The organism is Pseudoalteromonas sp. AS71 (assembly GCF_038900275.1).
In the GTDB taxonomy this organism is placed as follows: domain Bacteria; phylum Pseudomonadota; class Gammaproteobacteria; order Enterobacterales; family Alteromonadaceae; genus Pseudoalteromonas.
In genome coordinates, this window is the sequence record NZ_JBBMQZ010000001.1 from 183,036 (window position 1) to 199,899 (window position 16,864).

Genomic DNA, 16,864 nt, shown 5'->3' on the forward strand with positions numbered 1-16,864 from the left:
AGTGGCCCTTCATAGTTGGGCATCTAGCTTAAATGGGATTGATTATTGTGGAGCCTTCAGTAATAGTGGTTATAGAGCGAACTAATTATGTTCTCAATAGTATATAAGGGCTCGTGCTCATCAATATTATAAAACCAATAAATATAATAAGGACAAACAGGATGAAAAAATCACTAATTTCAATAGCGCTGGGCTTTGCTGCCCTTAGTGCGCTTAATGCCAATGCAAACATTGATCAGCAAGTGAAAAAGGTAGAGCAACAGGTAATTGAATGGCGACGCGACTTTCACCAAAACCCAGAACTTGGTAACCGCGAAACGCGTACCGCAGGCATTGTGGCTAAACATTTAAAGTCGTTAGGTATGCAAGTACAAACCGATATTGCTTACACAGGTGTTGTTGGTATTTTAAAAGGCGCAAAGCCTGGCCCTACGGTAATGCTACGTGCTGATATGGATGCATTACCCGTTACCGAAAAAGCCGATGTTGATTTTAAATCAACTAAAACCACTAATTACCGTGGTGTAGATGTAGGCATAATGCATGCTTGTGGACACGACACACACGTAGCTATGCTAATGGGCGCAGCCGAAGTATTAGCAAATATGAAAGATGAATTGCATGGCAACATCATGTTTGTGTTTCAACCTGCAGAAGAAGGTGCACCAGAGGGGGAAGAGGGTGGCGCTGAGTTAATGCTTAAAGAAGGCATATTTAAACAATACAAACCAGAGGCTGCTTTTGGGTTACACATAACATCTAGTTTGCACAGCGGTAAAATTGGTTATAGAAGTGGTCCTGCAATGGCCAGTGCAGACCGATTTGAAATAACAGTACATGGCAAGCAGGCACACGGCTCTGCACCGTGGACTGGGGTTGACCCCATTGCCGCAGCAGCGCAAATAGTAACAGGCGTTAACCATATTGTTAGTCGCCAAATCAACATTACCAAAGAGCCTGCTATTGTCTCGTTTGGTAAGATAGCGGGTGGGGTACGTAATAATATTATTCCTGAAGAAGTTGAAATGGTAGGCACAATTCGTAACTTTGATATGGATAATCGTGCACAAATATTTGAAAAAATAAAAACCACAGCCACGCACATTGCTAAATCGTCAGGTGCAACTGCAGAGGTACACATTCACGAAGGTTATCCGGTAACGATTAATAACCCAAAGTTAACTGCGCAAATGTTACCTAGCCTTAAAAAAGCAGCAGGTAATGGAAACGTAGTGGAAATGGGGAAAATAACCGGCGCAGAAGACTTTTCGTTTTACGCATTAGAAGTGCCGAGTGTATTTGTATTTTTAGGCGGCACACCAAGTGAGCAAGATTTAAATACAGTGGCTAGTAATCACTCACCTTATTTTTATGCCGACGAATCGTCGTTTAAAGTAGGCACTAAGGCGCTTAGCCTCTTAGCTGTTGATTATTTAAACGCACATTAATACCAACTCGCAATAATACATAATCAATTTGAGGGATTAAACCGCACGTTAACTTCGTTAAAAATATCTCATATAGAACAACTAAATAACGAAATTTTTGCCTTGTTATCGACACGGTTTTCTTACCTCAAAATAGACAACTTAATTAAGCGAATTGGTATAAAAATAGCTTAAACACACCACGTTACGCTATTAGCTTAACGTGGTATTGCTGTTTTATTTAAAACATCGGATCATGTTTGTAGCACTTGCTCAACTTTTAAAAAGTCACTCTAAAAAATTAAAAATCTAACCGAATATAAAAATGAACCGGCGAGCAGTTTTTTATATTTTAAAAATAATGAATCGATATTGCCGGTCTTATATCTCGATTCAATCTTCATAAGCATTAAGGATTTAAATAATGAAAATTACTGGAAGCTGTTACTGTGGTGAAATTAAATACCAAGCAAAGTCTCAAAATAACAACGCACTTGTTTGCCATTGTAGCGATTGCCAACGTATGTCGAGCGGCCCATTTAGAGCAGTTATAATTGCAGAGCCAAACTCGGTTGTGTTTACCCAAGGTGAGCCAAAAGAGTTTGTTAAAACAGCCCAAAGCGGTAACAAGCGTGCGCAGGGCTTTTGTGGCACATGTGGTACAACACTTTATGCTACAAATGCAGAAAAAGAAGGTCGTGTTTATGGGTTGCGTATTGGTGCGGTTGATCAGCGCGATGAGTTTAAACCGTCTGCACAAATTTGGTCACAATCAACGCTTACATGGTTAAATAATTTACACGAAGTTCCTGCTTTTGAAACCACACCACAAAAATAAGGTAAGCCAGATGATGAACTCACTGATGAAAAAAGCCTTATTAGCAAGCGTACTACTTACTGGTTTTGCGCAGGCAAAACCCAGTAATGTCGACTTTTTAAATACAGGCAAAGCTAATCCTAACTTACCATTTTCGCAAATAGTAAAAGCCGGTAATACGCTTTATATGTCGGGGCAAATAGGGATTAACCCTGCAACCGGTAAGTTAGCGGCTGGTGGTTTTGAAGGTGAAACTAAACAAACACTTGAAAATATTAAACGCACTTTAGAGCAACATAACTACAGTATGAGCAATATAGTTAAATGCACCGTTATGCTTACCGACATAAACGACTTTAAAGCATTCAATGCCATTTACACTCAGTATTTTAGTGCGCCGTATCCTGCACGTAGTGCTTTTGCTGTAAAGGCGTTAGCGCTTGATTCTTTAGTAGAAGTTGAGTGTATAGGCTCACTTTAAATTAAAAGTTAAGTTTTCTGAAATTTTATTTGCTAAAAGGCTGTCTATTTTAGTAGTTACACAACAGAGGAAATATTATGTGTAGTTCACCTAAAAGCAGCCGAGCAGTTAAAAAAACAGCCATTAGTTTTAATGATGAGCTAACTCAAGAGCAACGCCTACGTTTTGCCGCAAAAGCTAATTTAGCACAAGAGCGCCGTGAACAGCGCGAAGCAACTAATAAACGCTATGAGCAAAAACACACGAGTAACAAACCTTCGTCTGGCCTGTTTTCGTGGTTACAGCAACTCGTTAGCTGATTTAGCTAAAGTGGTGTTTTTACCGCTGCCTAAACCACATAAAGCACACAGTACTCCGGCAATAGCGCACAGCCATAATGGCGCACTCCAACTTCCCGTAGTTGTATGTAATGCACCTGCCAGCATCGGACCAATAGCGGCAAGTAAATAGCCGACACTTTGCGACATGCCCGAAAGCGACGCAGCTTGCGCGGAGTCATCAGTTCGTAAACTGATAAACGACAGTCCCAATATAAAACATGCACCAGAGCAAAAGCCCAGCATTAAGGTCCACACTAAGGCAAAGTTTGGCATATAAAGTAGCCCCAATGCACTAAGTGCACTGAGCATGGCTAAAATAAAGCTAAGCGCGCTTTGATCTTTTAATTTTGCAAGTAGCGGAATTAATATTAAACCAGGTAATGCGGTCGCTATTTGAAAAGCCCCATGATAAGAACCTGCTAGCGTAGCTGAGTGACCAGTTTCGGTTAATATGCTTGGTAACCACGTAATAATTATATAATTTAAAAATGAGTTTAAACCCAATAGCAGGGTAATTTGCCATGCAAGTAAATAACGCCATACACTTTTTGAAGTGTTAGCGTGCTGAGCAATTTTCGCGGGTTTAGTATGTTTATTTAATTGCGATATCCACACAATAATACTCGCCAGAGTGATAATGGCTGATGAACCCAGCGCAAGTTGCCACCCTAATCCGTTTAACTGACTCAGCGGGAATACCAAAGCAGAAAACCCGCCCGATACAACACCCATAGTGAGCACATAAGCCGAAGTCATTAATGCAATCTTTGCAGGAAAGTCGCGCTTAATTAAACTCGGTAATAATACATTTGCTATGGCAATACCTACGCCAATAATAGCGGTACCCACAAATAGCATTGCAGAGGTATTTATTACCCGCGCTGCAACACCTGCAAGTATAAATAGCAAAGCTACAAATAAGGTGCGCTCTAAACCTTGTTTTTTAGCAAGAGTTGCCGCCATTGGCGATACAACGGCAAAGGCAATAAGTGGCAACGTTGTTAAAAAACCGGCTTGTGATGCGCTAAGCCCAAAGTGATTAATAATTTGTTCAAGCACAGGTGCAATACCTGTAAATGTTGCACGTAAATTGGCGGCTATTAGCAATATGCCAAGCACAAGCAATATGCCAGCAAAGCGCGATTTAGGTGTGTTATTTAGCAAAAGAGTAAACCATTAAAGCTAATATTTAATGGGCGCTAGTATAAAGGCTTAGCAAAAACTATAATTTAGAGATAACGACATTAAATAACTAAAAACAGACAAAACTATGTTTGATGCAATTGGTTGGGACGACATTAAAAATTTTGAAACTATGGCGCAGCCCATAATAGCCAAAATAGAGCACGCCCATGCAAGTCATGAAATACCTCTGCATACCCATCCTAAAGGGCAATTAATTTTAGCCCTGCATGGTTATGTAACCTGCGAAGTGTCGGCAAAGATGTGGATGGTGCCTACGCACAGTGCAATTTGGATCCCCGCACAAAAAGTGCATAGTAATAGGGCGTCTGATAACGCAAAGCTCTGTCATTTATTTGTTGATAGTAGTAAAAACGGTATGCCGCTAAATACGTGTACATTAGCCATTACGCCACTGGTTAAAGAGCTAATGTGCGAGTTGGCTGGGCATAATCAGCACTATACTTTAAATAGTAAAACAGCACGTTTGGCGCAGGTATTGTTTGATCAACTTATCGATATGCCCGTACAGCCACTTGATTTTGTATTATCTAAAAACGAGGTAATTCAAATCATGAGCGATCAGTTAATAAACATGCCAAACAATCGAAAAACACTACCACAATGGGCTAAGCAGTTTGCATTAACTGAGCGCACATTAGCGCGGTTAATTAAAAAAGAAACCGGTATGACATTTGGAAAGTGGCGTACGCAATTGCATATAATTACTGCCTTAAAAGCACTTTCTGATAAGCAAAGTGTGCAGCAGGTATCGGAGTTATTAGGGTATGAGTCGGTGAGTGCATTTATTACAATGTTTAAAAAGGTAATGAAAAAATCGCCCATGAAATACATGAGCGATTTAAATCAGTTAAATTAACTTTATAGCTATAAGCTTACCAAGTATAAGTTGCCGATAACATGGCGTTACGTGGTTTACCAGGAAAGTACCTGTCGCCAGTAAAACTGGTGTAATCGGCGCGCTCTGCATAAGCCTCATTAGTTAAATTAATAACACGAGCAAGTACTTCAAGATTATTAGTAACTTGCCACTGCGCGCGTAGGCTTAAAACATCATGCCCTTGGTATTTATTTAAGTTTTCTGGGTCGGTGTAGTAGTTACCAACGCGATGCCACTGCAAAGCAAATTGTGCGTTGTTTAGTGCCTGCCATGTTAAATCGAGATTAGCGATATTGCGCGGTGCGGTATCTATGTCGTTACCGTTAATATTTAAACCGTTAAGAATTTGGTTGTTAGTATAAGTATGCTTTGCGTGCGTGCCTGCAAAGTTAATCGCAAGCGACTGCGTTAGCTGGTAGTCAAGCTCAAGCTCAATACCACGATGGCGAGAGCTGCCATTATTTACCGTAAAAAAGTCGCTATCGCGATAAATTGTATTGTGTTTACTCATAGCGTAAACCGACACGCCATAACGTAGTTTTTTGTAAACGCCTTTAATACCCAGTTCTGCGTTATTCGCTATTTCGGCGCTTAAATTTGCAGTAGTTTGCTCGCGTTGTAATTGGTATAGCTCAGCCGCTTGTGGCGCTCTGTAACCGCGAGAAAAGTTTGCATAAAGTGTATTATTTGTATTGTACTGATAACTCAACCCAAGCTTTGGCGATAAATTACTAAAGCTATTTTTCCCACTTTCAGGGCGGCTGTATCGGCAACCCCCAAACGCGCATTCTGTGCCATCGTCTTTTGTTCTGCCGGTAAGCATATTATTGGTGTAGTCGTATTGCATATGCTCGTAACGTACACCGGCTGTTAGCAACCATTTATTTAATTGCCAATCAACAGATGCAAAAGGGGCATAAAGCGTGGCGTTTACATCATAATCGTAATGTTTACCTTGTGGCACTGTCGCGACTAAAAATGCAGAGCCTTGAGTTGGCTCGTTTTGACTTTGAGTAAAATCGGCTTGCGTGTATTCGCCATCAAGCCCGAGGTTTACTTTTACATTACTCTGTAAGTTATGTTGATAAAGCGATTGCACACCAAAGCCAGTTTGACTGTTTTTTTCAAGCGGTGTGCCGGGTAAAAAATGCTTAAAAAAGTCCATGCTTTGGTCACGAAAATACAGCGTGGTAGAGAGCACGTCATCGTTATTTAGTTGCCATGTTGCGTTGCTCCATGCTCTAAACGCACGTGCTTTTCTAAATGCGTCTGGGTCAAAGTTTTTTTGCGCGAGATCTTCATCTTTGTAACTTTCAAAACCTGTAATAAATCCCGCAGTTTGCTGATCTAGGTTTGTGTAAGTAAGTCCTGAGGTAAGTAATAAATTATTATTTGAATAGCGATGGCGAATATTAACTTTTTGTTGCTCTACGCTTTCGTCGTCGCGGTAACCGCTATCGTCGGTAATACTTGCGTTAATGCCTATACCGCTGTTGCCGTAATCTTGTCCTGCACGTAATTTGTAGCGAGTATAGCCGTACGAGCCGTAATCTAAACCAACTAAGCCACCGCCTTGCGTGGTATCGGGCGTTATTACATTAATAACACCATGCACAGCATTTGAGCCATAAAGTGCAGAGCCGGGGCCTTTGAGTACTTCTATGCGCTGCGCCATTTCGCTGTGTGCTTCAAATAGCTCGTTTATATTACAAAACCCAGCGGCTCTGAGTGGTATGCCATCTTCTAGAGTCAATATGCCACCACAAGCGCCTGCGCCCGAAAGCACTTGTGAGCGAAGCGCGGGTAAATACTCTTGGCCATTTCCGCGTTGAATATTAGCACCCGCTACACGTTGCAGGGCTTCTTCAATATGCGTAGGCGCTATGCTATTTAGCTGCGCTTCACTTAGTGTACTTATTGATAAAGGCAGTGGGGTAGATAGCGCTTCAATACGCGATGCCGTCGTTGTTATGGTTTCTATTGCATCGTTATTTTGATTGTTGGCAAACGCAGTGTGGCTGAAGGGTAATAACAGCGGCAAAAAATAAGGTTTCATACATTCCTTGAAAGTAATCTATATTGCATTGCCTCTATAATATGCGGTTTTAATGTGCTTTTAAACTCGTTGCGTTAAAGCGTACGTAACCTATAAACCCGATACGTAATTGATAAAACAAAACAAGCCGCAGCAGGAAACACCAAAGCCAGCACTAAGTAATGCTCAAATAAAACAAAACCGGCTACACCGCCTAATAAAAAGCCTGCAATAATAAGTAAAAACATAACGCCTTTACGCGTATCAAATTGCTCACCTTTAAGTGCTTTACCTATCATTAAACCAAGGTCAGTAAAAATACCCGTTAAATGTGTGGTACGAACGACCGCGCCACTGTAATTAGTGACTAACGCGTTTTGTAACCCACAAGCAGCAGAGGCAAGCGTAATTGCATAAACATAAGATTGATTAAGTAGGTAGGCACTTGCTAACAGTAAAGCGCCTTCAATAAATAAGAGCGTGTCGTAATGGCGGCCAAGTTTTAATGAACGCCCTGCAAGTAAAAAGCCAGAAAGTGCCGAGCCCAACATAAAGCTAATGAGTATGCTAAATAACAGCAAAGCGGCTGAGGTATTGCTCATTAGCTTAATACCCAACAAAGTAACAGAGCCTGATAAGTGCGAAATGGCTTGATGCTCAAAACCTAATAAGCCTACAGCGTTAACTATGCCCGCTATAAATGCCAGTGTAAACGCGCCATATTCAACCCACTTTGGTAGTTTTGTAAACATTGGTTATCTCTTAATGTGTGCAGAATTAATTATTGAGCTTGTGCTTTAAAACGCTTTATTTGTTCATCAACTAATTTTGTATCAATTACGCCACGCTTAAAAGCAATGTAAGTAGGAAATGTAAACTCATTTAATTGCCGAGCATAAATGTTTTTATATTCCTTTGAGTACCACAAACCCGCTTTATAATTAGTTATTGCGTATTCAACGCGTTTTTTTTCAAGTAGCTCAAAAGTGTCTTTAGTTGAAAGTGAACGAAGCAGATTATTCTCATCAAGGCTGTACTTTTTAGCGATAATTTTGGGAAGAATAACACCGCGAAGCATCGCTATTGGGGCATTTGATAAATCGTCAGTGAGCAGTTTATCTTTGTTTAAAGTAAATAAACCAAACTTAGTGGTATGCAAAGGCTCGCTAGTAAAGTCTAAATATTCTGTACGCTCTTTATAGTTGGCCAATGAAAAATAGCAGTCGTAATAGCCCAGCTCCATCTCTTTTTTAACACGCGCCCAAGGTAGATGAACAACGTCAATTTTGAGGTTTAAGTTTTTTTCAATAAACTTAATGTAATCAATATCTAAACCTGTAAATGTATCGGCTTTTTCATCGTAAATAGTAAAAGGAGGGTAGTGCGTTGTAACGCAGCGCAGAGTTTTACTTGGCGCTGCAAGTAATAACGAGGGAAAAGTTAAAGCTAAAAACAGAAATATTGCGCGCATAAATATAAATTCGATACCATTTAAATACATAATCTGAATGCTAATTATACAGTTACTGAGCTTAAATTGCATTGATCTAAGTATTTTTACCTAGCGTATAAGTTAAATTTTGTGAGATATACCATGTTTAATCCAGAGCAGCAGTCACGCATTATCGAAATGGCGTGGGAAGATAGAACCCCCTACGAGGCTGTAGAGCAGCTATACGGATTAAAGTATCCGCAGCTGGTGGTTTTCATGCGCGACAATATTTCAAAAGGCAGTTTTAAAGTTTGGCGTAAGCGCCATGCAGGGCGTAAAACAAAACATTTAAAATTACGCGATCCCGCTATTATGCGAAGCCATTGTAAAACTCAATATAAACAACGTTAAATAGGTGTTAGTTGTTTCATACGATGTTCATCCGTATTTGTTAACCTCTAGCTATTAATTATGCTAGAGATTATTTATGAGAGCACCTATATACACAGCACTAATCGTATTGGCTTTATGTTCAATCAGTGCAGGCGCAAAACCACATAAAGATAAACATGGCCATAAAAATCATCATTCGCATAAGCATAACGACAATGGCTACCTTTCTAAAAAAGAGGCAAAGCAACTAATTCGCGCAGGTTGGACGCCACCAGGGCTAAGTAAAAGCTATCACCGAGGCGACTTTTTAGAACGCGATTTATACAAAAGAGGTAGAGTGATTGAACGCTCTAGAGATAATGGTACAGTGAGTATAGAAATAGACCGTACAGTTATCCATATGGTGCACGATACTCGAGAAATACTTTCAATTTTAAGTCGCTAAATTAACTTTATAAGGATATTAAAATGCTCATTGCGCTGGCTATAATTATTGGCTTTTTTTTACTGGTTACCTTATTACCTATGTCGTACAGCCAGCATTACTTAGTGCGTAGCTGCGACTTTGTGCGCTTACAGGTATTTTATATTGCCAGTTTTGTAGCCGTTACTTCGTTGTTTTTATTATGGCAAAGTAGCGCGATAGGTTATGTATTTATAGCTTTAACATCATTTCTTATAATGTTTTTACAAGGTAAATGGATTTACCCGTATACGTGGCTTGCTAAAAAAGAAGTACAAAGCGCACCTAAGCATATAGACCATAGTATAAGGATTATGTCGGCAAATGTACTTATGTCGAACCATAAAAGTGAGCAGTTAATTAGCCTTGTTGATGAGCACCAACCTGACCTGCTTATTACACTTGAGAGTGATAGCTGGTGGGAAAATAAATTATCAGTTATTAAAAAAAATTACCCGTATTACATAGAGTGCCCTAAAGACAACCGCTACGGCATGCACTTATACAGTAAGTTTAAAATACTTGATGCACAAATATGTAAGCTAATAGAAGACGACATTCCTTCTATTCATATACTGTTTGAAAACGATGAAGGCCTTGAAATGCAAGGGCACTTTATTCACCCTGCACCACCAAGCCCAACGGAGGAAGACTCATCGCGCCCGCGCGACTCGGAGTTAATTATGGTGGCTAAAGCACTTAAAAACCCAACTCGTCCTACCATCGTTGCCGGCGATTTAAACGATGTTGCATGGTCGCGTAGCACTCGTTTGTTTATGCAAATAAGTGGCTTTTTAGACCCTCGAAAAGGTCGCGGATTTTACAATACATTTCATGCAAGTTACTTTTTTATGCGCTGGCCGCTCGATCACTTATTTCACAGCCAAGGCTTTAAAGTAAAGCGCATTAAGCGCCTTGCTAAATATGGCTCAGACCACTTTGCACTGCTTACTGAGCTTTCTTTTGAAAATGCTAACCAGCAGTCATTAGAAACTAAATCGGCAGAGCATAAGCAAGAAGAAATCCAAGAGCTTGCGATGAATAAAGCCGATAAGCGAAAAGTGCCGAGGTTTGAGAAGGAGTGAGAGACGCTAGTTGTCAGCTTCTAGTTATTAGTTGAATACATTTTAACTGAACTGTCAGGTTTGATTAATGAGACTTGATCAAGTTTGATAGTCTCATCAGTGCCAATGTAGGTCGGATAAGCGAAGCGCCATCCGACACAGTAAAATACCTTATCAATATTTTATGGTTTCGAGTGGCTGGAGAGTGCCAACAGCGGACGCTGACACAATAGCCACTTATTAGGCATTTATGTTCAATTTTTCTTGAAGCTCAATGTCAGTAACATTATTCAGTTCGGTTTCAGTTATAATTCTAACTATATCCTTTCCTTTTCTATAAAGTTCGTTTGACCTCAAGCGAGTAAGAAGCTTGCTATATTTATCTTCGTTATAAGCTTCATCCGCAATCACAATTAATAACAGTGTATTAGCAGCTTTATTTGTAATCTTAGAATAGGCATTTTGAGCATATAGATTTCGTAAGAATGCCTCATTTAGCCAACCAAAATTGAATCCTTTACGGATATATTTAACTTCTATAATATAATTTTTAGTTAATAGTGATTTACCTTCTAAAAATATATCCAATTCAAACCCAGCAATCATCATATTATGACTAACTTTATACTTATTGCTGTAGGTATTATTCAGTCGATTAAAAACGCATGTCTCAATTTGATAGTAAGCTCTACGAAAAGAAGCCAGATGCTTCGGTGAAGTATTAAACTGCACTAATCCTTCAGTTTCCTTACTTTGTTTATATTCTATCTCGTCTTGGGTTGACTCACGCAAAGCATTTTCTTTAAGTTTAGACTCAATCATGGTTTGCTTATCTAAATGAGATTGGTTTACCTGCCACTTTTGTAAGCCCATATAAATAAATATCATTCCAACTATTGCTGCAATGGATGAAAACCAAGGTATAAACGTAAATATAAAAGATATTAAAGACTGTCGTTTTTGAATTATATCTTGAGCAACTGGAGTAAATGCTTGAATTTCTGCATGGGTCTTATAAAGATCAAAGGGCTCTCTTAAAAAAAGCCAAGGAGTTGTAACTGATAGTGTAATTAGAACCACACCTAAAGAGACAATAAATTTATATAGATCCCCAAACTCAAACTTCATGCGTACTCCCTAACGAGGCTGTAGAATAACTCCAATAGCCAAATCCAATTAAAAATTGAGTTCCTGTAATTAACACTAAGCGCTTTTCAAGCATTTGGAACCTATAAAACAGGCTGTTTTTCTTTATAAAGAGTAATTCTATAGCTTCAACGCCTCATTAAGAGGAAATTTATAGTTAGCTAAAATGTTGAACGCAGTGAAAACAGCCAACTGAAAATTTTCCTGCTTTAATGCCAATGTAAAAAGAAGCTTAGGTTAACGGCCCACCAAAGGCCACAAGACTTGTTCCCAGTGACTGAACTACGTCAGCTACCGAAGCAATAGAGCATTTTACAAATGATACGACTTTTCCCATAGAGCTATCCTCCTTCTCAGAACTGTGGCCTGAGTCCAATGTTGTTAACATGCGATTTTTGATGTACGCCAAAACCACCAACATAATTAAGACAACCGAGAACAAAACAAATACGGGAGGATTTGAACCTCCACCGATAACCGTTAACCTAAACTCCTTTGAAACCTAACAGATTATTGAACACCATTTTGGTGGTTTATAACACACCAAAACGGGGTATATTACATACCTGATAATTTCATCAATAATTACCTTTGTAAACAAGTGATTAAAATAGCTGAGAAAAACGCTTGTTATTTTGCACCAAAACGGCGTTTAATAATGTTATTGGACAAAATTAGGTTTCTACTCAAAACATAGGAATATATTTAATTTTTTAATCTCTGCTCAACGCTCTTTGCCGAAGTTCGCAAAAGAATGTACCATAAGCGGACGTTGGTAACACCCGCGTAATAGACGCGTTTTTTAGGTTCATTTAGCATTGGATCCAGACGGCTTATTCGTAGCCCTTGCATCAATTAAAACTAACTCTTTGTTTTGTTTAAGCTCTAAATCCTTTAATGCTTTGAGGATTTTTTCTAGCTCAGAATCAGTAAAATATAGAATTACCTTAATGGATTTTTTAGTTTGGTTGGCAGCTTTATATACTTCAACCTGCTTGGCCAGATTCTGTTTAAGCTTGCTATTGCTTGCTAGCTTAAATTCAACCAATGTGCTGTCCTTAGAGCCCCTAGAAATTTTATAATCTACTGGGCCTCGGCCATTGTTTACCTCGGCATTGACATCATCCTCTGCCGCATACCAAGTGAGTCGGAAGATCAGTTGTAGGTCTGATTCTCTTTTGACAGGTTCACCCTTAACATAAAATAGACGGTAACCATCGTTGCTCTCAATTACCTGCTTGAGAAACATGACTCGGTTATATGCTTCATCAAACGTATCACCTTTTTGAGAATAGAACACTTTTTGTGCTCTAAGCGTTTCAACAAGATTTGTAACTTGCTTAATAAAGATAGCTTCTGTTTCTTTTACTTTTTGCTCACTTAGGGCAACCGCTTGATCTCCATGGTCTTCTTTGAATCGAATATAATGATCGATAAGAAGTGGGAATTTTCTAAGTGTCCTCGATATAGCCTCGTTAACTTCTCGCTGATTCGCGCGTTCAGGTATTTGACGAAGAAGATATTCATTTATCTGTGCTCGAAGTTCAATATTTGGTATTGATTCCGCTATTTCATCGAAATCGCCAATAATATCGTGCTTATTAATCCAAGCATCATCTTTGGTGAGGATATCCTTTGGGGTAAGTAGAACAAAATCACCATCAATATAAGGAAGCGTATATGACTTAGCACTCCACCTTCTAGTGTTATAGTCAAAATTAGCGTGATTAACACTAACTTTCTTACATCTCGTTTTATCAAGGTAATTTAAGGCAAATTCTTGGGTATATTCACAAATATACCCCTTAATTAAATTCGTAGTGAAATCACTAATACTATCTTTTCCTACGCCATCTTTGATAAGACAAAGCTTTTCTAGATGACTACTTTGAGTTATTTGTTCTTGTCCAAAATTATTGAATATAGAGCTGAGGTTATCGTTCAATGCAGCCGCAAACTTCGGCCCAAGCCCCAAACCGCCATTTCCAACCTTACTGTAGCCAAGCCAATTCTGCTTAACCTCTGGAAAAAGGAACCAGTGCTTAACAAGCCCCTTTGAGATTTCACCTTTATCCGACATCTCTCTGAGGAAAGTAATATATTTTATTATTTCTTGGTGCAGCGTCTCGTACTCATCTTTCTCACTGCTAAACAACAGGAACGGATCGATAAATACAGGGAGGTCATTGATCAATGAAACATTGAAAGCGCCATATTCATCGAGCTTTTCCTTAGACACTCCAAAATAATCAGAAAAGTATATATTCATTCGATCCCTCTTTTGAATCTAACAACTTATTGAACAACGTTTTGGTCGTTTATAACACACCAAAACGGCGTATATTACATACCCTGATAATTTCACCAATAATTACCTTTGTAAACAGGTAATTAAAACAGCTAGGAATTAAGCATGTTATTTTGCCCCAAAACGGCGTTTAATAATGTTATCGGACAAAATTAGGCTCCTATTCAAAGAAGTAGGAATAAATTTAACTTTTTCAGTGTCCGGTTATCGCTCATTCTTGTCTGTCAGGTTTCAGGTATTAGCTTCTAGATATCAATAGTTATCTCTGGGCTTAATAGCACTTGCTCTAGCTCTATTTAAACATCATATTTGTGATGTTTTTCTGTAATAGTCCTCACTATGTTTATGCCTTTAAATATAATGCTTAACAGGTTTTTTAGCGCAATTTAAATACCTATAAAAGCAGCCGTGCTTACGTTTTTATTAAATATGCTAAATTGTGAAGTGAGTTTTAAATTATTAAAACTTAATGAAGTAGCAATGGTTAGCTTGTAACTTTTTATTTTGAAGGATATTTAATTCTTAAAAGCGCGATGTAAAATCGCACCTACGAATATATCTAAAACTCGGTACTATCTCTTACTAAAAGCTCGGTACTATCTCTTACTAAAAACTCGGTTCTATCTCTTACTAAAAACTAAGTACTGTCTCCTGAAAATTACTTTCTAAAAGTCATAAAAAAGCCTAAAAGCGGTTACCCACTTTTAGGCTTAGTAGTTTTTGTATTTAAACAGGTATTAAAAATAATCTATTTAAAACAATTATTTCATTTATGCAGCTAAATTAGCTAGCGATCATAATGCTTTTAACATTCACAAATTCGCGCATACCAAAGCCGCCGTGCTCTCGGCCATAGCCACTGCCTTTAACACCACCAAACGGTAAGTTAGGCTGTGCTAAACCATAGCCATTAATGTTGATCATACCTGTGTCAAAGTGCTTTTTAGCAAGCTCAATAGCTTTTTTCTCATCTTTTGAGAAAATACCACCGCCTAAACCGTAGCGAGAGTCGTTAGCGATACGCATTGCATCATCGTTGTCTTTCGCTTTAATAAGTGAAGCAACTGGACCAAATAATTCGTCATCGTACGCAGGCATGCCAGGCGATAAGTTATCAAGTAGTGTTGGTGGGTAGTAGTAACCTGTTTGCGATGGTATTTCGCCACCCGTTACTATGTTTGCACCTGCTTTTACTGATTCCATTACTTGGTCGTGAATACCGTCGCGTAAATCTTCACGGGCCATTGGACCTAAGTCTGTGTCATCTGCCATTGGGTCGCCCATTTTCATGGCTTCAAACTGCTCTTTAATTTGCGCTTTAAAGTCATCGTAAAGTGACTCAACAACAACATAACGTTTAGCTGAAACACACGTTTCGCCGTTATTGATCATGCGACCTGTTACACAGGTTTTAACTGCAAGCTCTAAATCGGCGTCATCGAGTACTAAGTAAGCGTCATTACTACCAAGCTCTAACACTGTCTTTTTAACGTGTTTACCCGCTTCTTCAGCTACTTTTTTACCTGTCGCATCACTACCCGTAAAGGTTACGCCGCTAATTGCTTTGTGTGCAATTAGAGAACTGGCGGTTTTGCCGTCGATAAGTAAATTGTTAAAGCAATACTCTGGGAAACCAGCTTGTTTAAATAGCTCTTCAATTTTTTCAGCCATGCCAAATACGTTACCAGCATGTTTTAATACGGTTGTGTTACCTGCCATGATGTTGGCAGCACTGTAACGAATTACTTGATAAAGCGGGAAGTTCCACGGTTGAATACCTAATAATACGCCCGTTGGTTGGTAGCTAATGATTGCGCGGCCGCCGTCCATATCACGTTCTTCGTCAGCAAGTACTTGTGGGCCGTTTTCGGCGGTGTAACGACAAATAGCTGCACATAGTTCAACTTCTTGAAAGCCTTGCTCGTATACTTTACCCATTTCTTCGGTCATGAGTTTTGCAATAGATTCTTTTTGCTTTTCGAAAAGTGAGGCTAACTTATTAAGATATCTCGCACGTTCAGTGAACGACGTTAAGCGCCATTTTAAGTATGTTTCGTGAGATTTTTCGATTACCTGTTCTGCTTCCTTTTGAGAAAGTAGTGTATAGGTTTCAATGGTTTGCTCAGTTGCGGGATTAATCGTTTTAACTGTGTTACTCATTTCTATCTCCTTACAAATTTAGTTATTTAAAAGGTGCAAGGCTAGAGCCAGTTTTTATAAAAAGTTGATTTTGTTTTTATCCATCTGATTTTATTAATTAAATTAATATCTTTGCTGAAGGAGGATTTTTTAAATATAAAAATTGAGGTGCTCGAGGCAGTAAAATATTCTGGGCGTTGCAAAATTTACAACACCCTCTGGGGCAAACACAGAGCTTTATATTAGCTCCTTTGCAATGCGCTTTAATAAGTAAGTTTCTCGTAAAATAGAAAGCCCTTGTTTTTCACTGTTAGCAATGGTGCGCTCGTTATGTGCAATTGCGTCGTTAATATCAACCCATTTGGCTGTCATGCCATTTTGCTGCTCGTAATGCTCTAACTGCGCTTTGCCAAACTTGTCGGCAATACTGCATACAAAGCAATACGATTTAATATGAATAATATCAAAATCGTCCTTATACCAAGGGCGATACTCTTCATAGAGTCCAAAAGCTTCAACTACACTTATTTGTTGTGCACCGGTTTCCTCGCTTAGTTCACGCATCAAACCTTGCTCAATACTTTCGCCTTCATCTACTCCACCACCAGGTAAACTGTAGTCTTCATAGCGGTTTGTATACATTAAAAGTATTTTATTATTTTTAATAACAATGGCGCGAGCCGTTAAACGGGTAAATTGACTGCCTTGGTCAATATTAATACCTGAATGTATTAAGGTTTTTAATTGCTGCATTTC

General features: G+C 39.0%; 16 protein-coding genes. 8 read left to right on the forward strand and 8 right to left on the reverse strand.

The window, feature by feature from the left end; genetic code table 11:
- Window positions 1-161: 161 nt before the first annotated feature.
- The 4 genes from WNY98_RS00950 to WNY98_RS00965 all read left to right on the forward strand — a co-directional run bounded on the left by WNY98_RS00950 (window position 162) and on the right by WNY98_RS00965 (window position 3,024).
- Window positions 162-1,448 (forward strand): amidohydrolase, encoded by a 1,287-nt coding sequence (locus tag WNY98_RS00950; RefSeq protein ID WP_342876878.1) that lies wholly within the window; start codon window positions 162-164, stop codon window positions 1,446-1,448.
- 403 nt (window positions 1,449-1,851) lie between these two features.
- Complete coding sequence (locus WNY98_RS00955; protein WP_165721100.1) at window positions 1,852-2,265, forward strand: GFA family protein; 414 nt, start codon at window positions 1,852-1,854, stop codon at window positions 2,263-2,265.
- A gap of 10 nt (window positions 2,266-2,275) precedes the next feature.
- Entirely contained in the window at window positions 2,276-2,725 is a 450-nt protein-coding gene (locus WNY98_RS00960) for a Rid family detoxifying hydrolase (protein WP_241763425.1), read from the forward strand.
- Between the two features lie 77 nt (window positions 2,726-2,802).
- Window positions 2,803-3,024 (forward strand): hypothetical protein, encoded by a 222-nt coding sequence (locus WNY98_RS00965; protein WP_076923652.1) that lies wholly within the window; start codon window positions 2,803-2,805, stop codon window positions 3,022-3,024.
- On the opposite strand, the gene WNY98_RS00970 is transcribed toward WNY98_RS00965, so the two are convergent.
- Window positions 3,004-4,209 carry an MFS transporter gene (locus WNY98_RS00970; protein WP_342876879.1) on the reverse strand — a complete coding sequence of 402 codons (1,206 nt, stop codon included), beginning with the start codon at window positions 4,207-4,209 and terminating at the stop codon, window positions 3,004-3,006. The genes WNY98_RS00965 and WNY98_RS00970 overlap by 21 nt on opposite strands.
- A 106-nt stretch (window positions 4,210-4,315) precedes the next feature.
- Here WNY98_RS00970 and WNY98_RS00975 point away from each other — a divergent pair, with 106 nt between their 5' ends.
- Complete coding sequence (locus WNY98_RS00975; RefSeq protein WP_342876880.1) at window positions 4,316-5,107, forward strand: helix-turn-helix transcriptional regulator; 792 nt, start codon at window positions 4,316-4,318, stop codon at window positions 5,105-5,107.
- A 16-nt stretch (window positions 5,108-5,123) separates the two neighbouring features.
- On the opposite strand, the gene WNY98_RS00980 is transcribed toward WNY98_RS00975, so the two are convergent.
- From WNY98_RS00980 to WNY98_RS00990, 3 genes are all read right to left on the reverse strand, one after another.
- Window positions 5,124-7,184, reverse strand: a complete 2,061-nt coding sequence (locus tag WNY98_RS00980) for a TonB-dependent receptor (RefSeq protein ID WP_342876881.1) — start codon at window positions 7,182-7,184, stop codon at window positions 5,124-5,126.
- Between the two features lie 74 nt (window positions 7,185-7,258).
- Complete coding sequence (locus tag WNY98_RS00985) at window positions 7,259-7,915, reverse strand: YoaK family protein (protein WP_294121613.1); 657 nt, start codon at window positions 7,913-7,915, stop codon at window positions 7,259-7,261.
- A gap of 29 nt (window positions 7,916-7,944) precedes the next feature.
- Window positions 7,945-8,634 carry a transporter substrate-binding domain-containing protein gene (locus tag WNY98_RS00990; RefSeq protein WP_342876976.1) on the reverse strand — a complete coding sequence of 230 codons (690 nt, stop codon included), beginning with the start codon at window positions 8,632-8,634 and terminating at the stop codon, window positions 7,945-7,947.
- Between the two features lie 123 nt (window positions 8,635-8,757).
- Here WNY98_RS00990 and WNY98_RS00995 point away from each other — a divergent pair, with 123 nt between their 5' ends.
- The 3 genes from WNY98_RS00995 (at window position 8,758) to WNY98_RS01005 (ending at window position 10,536) form a co-directional block, all read left to right on the forward strand.
- The gene (locus tag WNY98_RS00995; RefSeq protein ID WP_342876882.1) at window positions 8,758-9,006 is read left to right on the forward strand and encodes a TIGR03643 family protein; all 249 of its coding nucleotides are present in this window, start codon (window positions 8,758-8,760) and stop codon (window positions 9,004-9,006) included.
- A gap of 76 nt (window positions 9,007-9,082) precedes the next feature.
- Complete coding sequence (locus WNY98_RS01000; protein WP_342876883.1) at window positions 9,083-9,433, forward strand: hypothetical protein; 351 nt, start codon at window positions 9,083-9,085, stop codon at window positions 9,431-9,433.
- Window positions 9,434-9,456: 23 nt separating this feature from the next.
- Complete coding sequence (locus WNY98_RS01005) at window positions 9,457-10,536, forward strand: endonuclease/exonuclease/phosphatase family protein (RefSeq protein WP_342876884.1); 1,080 nt, start codon at window positions 9,457-9,459, stop codon at window positions 10,534-10,536.
- 219 nt (window positions 10,537-10,755) lie between these two features.
- Here the strand turns inward: WNY98_RS01005 and WNY98_RS01010 are convergent, their stop codons facing one another.
- The 4 genes from WNY98_RS01010 to WNY98_RS01025 form a co-directional block, all read right to left on the reverse strand.
- Window positions 10,756-11,643 (reverse strand): hypothetical protein, encoded by an 888-nt coding sequence (locus WNY98_RS01010; protein ID WP_342876885.1) that lies wholly within the window; start codon window positions 11,641-11,643, stop codon window positions 10,756-10,758.
- An 826-nt stretch (window positions 11,644-12,469) separates the two neighbouring features.
- Window positions 12,470-13,930 carry a hypothetical protein gene (locus WNY98_RS01015; RefSeq protein WP_342876886.1) on the reverse strand — a complete coding sequence of 487 codons (1,461 nt, stop codon included), beginning with the start codon at window positions 13,928-13,930 and terminating at the stop codon, window positions 12,470-12,472.
- Between the two features lie 822 nt (window positions 13,931-14,752).
- Window positions 14,753-16,129, reverse strand: a complete 1,377-nt coding sequence (locus WNY98_RS01020) for an NAD-dependent succinate-semialdehyde dehydrogenase (RefSeq protein WP_342876887.1) — start codon at window positions 16,127-16,129, stop codon at window positions 14,753-14,755.
- Window positions 16,130-16,345: 216 nt separating this feature from the next.
- A complete protein-coding gene (locus WNY98_RS01025; protein ID WP_342876888.1) occupies window positions 16,346-16,861 on the reverse strand; it encodes an NUDIX hydrolase in 516 nt (171 codons plus the stop codon).
- Window positions 16,862-16,864 lie beyond the last annotated feature (3 nt).

Excerpts from the sequence above, each read along its gene's own strand:
- WNY98_RS00950 (WP_342876878.1), top strand. The coding sequence starts at position 162 with ATGAAAAAATCACTAATTTCAATAGCGCTGGGCTTTGCTGCCCTTAGT.
- WNY98_RS00955 (WP_165721100.1), top strand. The coding sequence starts at position 1,852 with ATGAAAATTACTGGAAGCTGTTACTGTGGTGAAATTAAATACCAAGCA.
- WNY98_RS00960 (WP_241763425.1), top strand. The coding sequence starts at position 2,276 with ATGATGAACTCACTGATGAAAAAAGCCTTATTAGCAAGCGTACTACTT.
- WNY98_RS00965 (WP_076923652.1), top strand. The coding sequence starts at position 2,803 with ATGTGTAGTTCACCTAAAAGCAGCCGAGCAGTTAAAAAAACAGCCATT.
- WNY98_RS00975 (WP_342876880.1), top strand. The coding sequence starts at position 4,316 with ATGTTTGATGCAATTGGTTGGGACGACATTAAAAATTTTGAAACTATG.
- WNY98_RS00980 (WP_342876881.1), bottom strand. The coding sequence starts at position 7,184 with ATGAAACCTTATTTTTTGCCGCTGTTATTACCCTTCAGCCACACTGCG.
- WNY98_RS00985 (WP_294121613.1), bottom strand. The coding sequence starts at position 7,915 with ATGTTTACAAAACTACCAAAGTGGGTTGAATATGGCGCGTTTACACTG.
- WNY98_RS00990 (WP_342876976.1), bottom strand. The coding sequence starts at position 8,634 with ATGCGCGCAATATTTCTGTTTTTAGCTTTAACTTTTCCCTCGTTATTA.
- WNY98_RS00995 (WP_342876882.1), top strand. The coding sequence starts at position 8,758 with ATGTTTAATCCAGAGCAGCAGTCACGCATTATCGAAATGGCGTGGGAA.
- WNY98_RS01000 (WP_342876883.1), top strand. The coding sequence starts at position 9,083 with ATGAGAGCACCTATATACACAGCACTAATCGTATTGGCTTTATGTTCA.
- WNY98_RS01005 (WP_342876884.1), top strand. The coding sequence starts at position 9,457 with ATGCTCATTGCGCTGGCTATAATTATTGGCTTTTTTTTACTGGTTACC.
- WNY98_RS01010 (WP_342876885.1), bottom strand. The coding sequence starts at position 11,643 with ATGAAGTTTGAGTTTGGGGATCTATATAAATTTATTGTCTCTTTAGGT.
- WNY98_RS01015 (WP_342876886.1), bottom strand. The coding sequence starts at position 13,930 with ATGAATATATACTTTTCTGATTATTTTGGAGTGTCTAAGGAAAAGCTC.
- WNY98_RS01020 (WP_342876887.1), bottom strand. The coding sequence starts at position 16,129 with ATGAGTAACACAGTTAAAACGATTAATCCCGCAACTGAGCAAACCATT.
- WNY98_RS01025 (WP_342876888.1), bottom strand. The coding sequence starts at position 16,861 with ATGCAGCAATTAAAAACCTTAATACATTCAGGTATTAATATTGACCAA.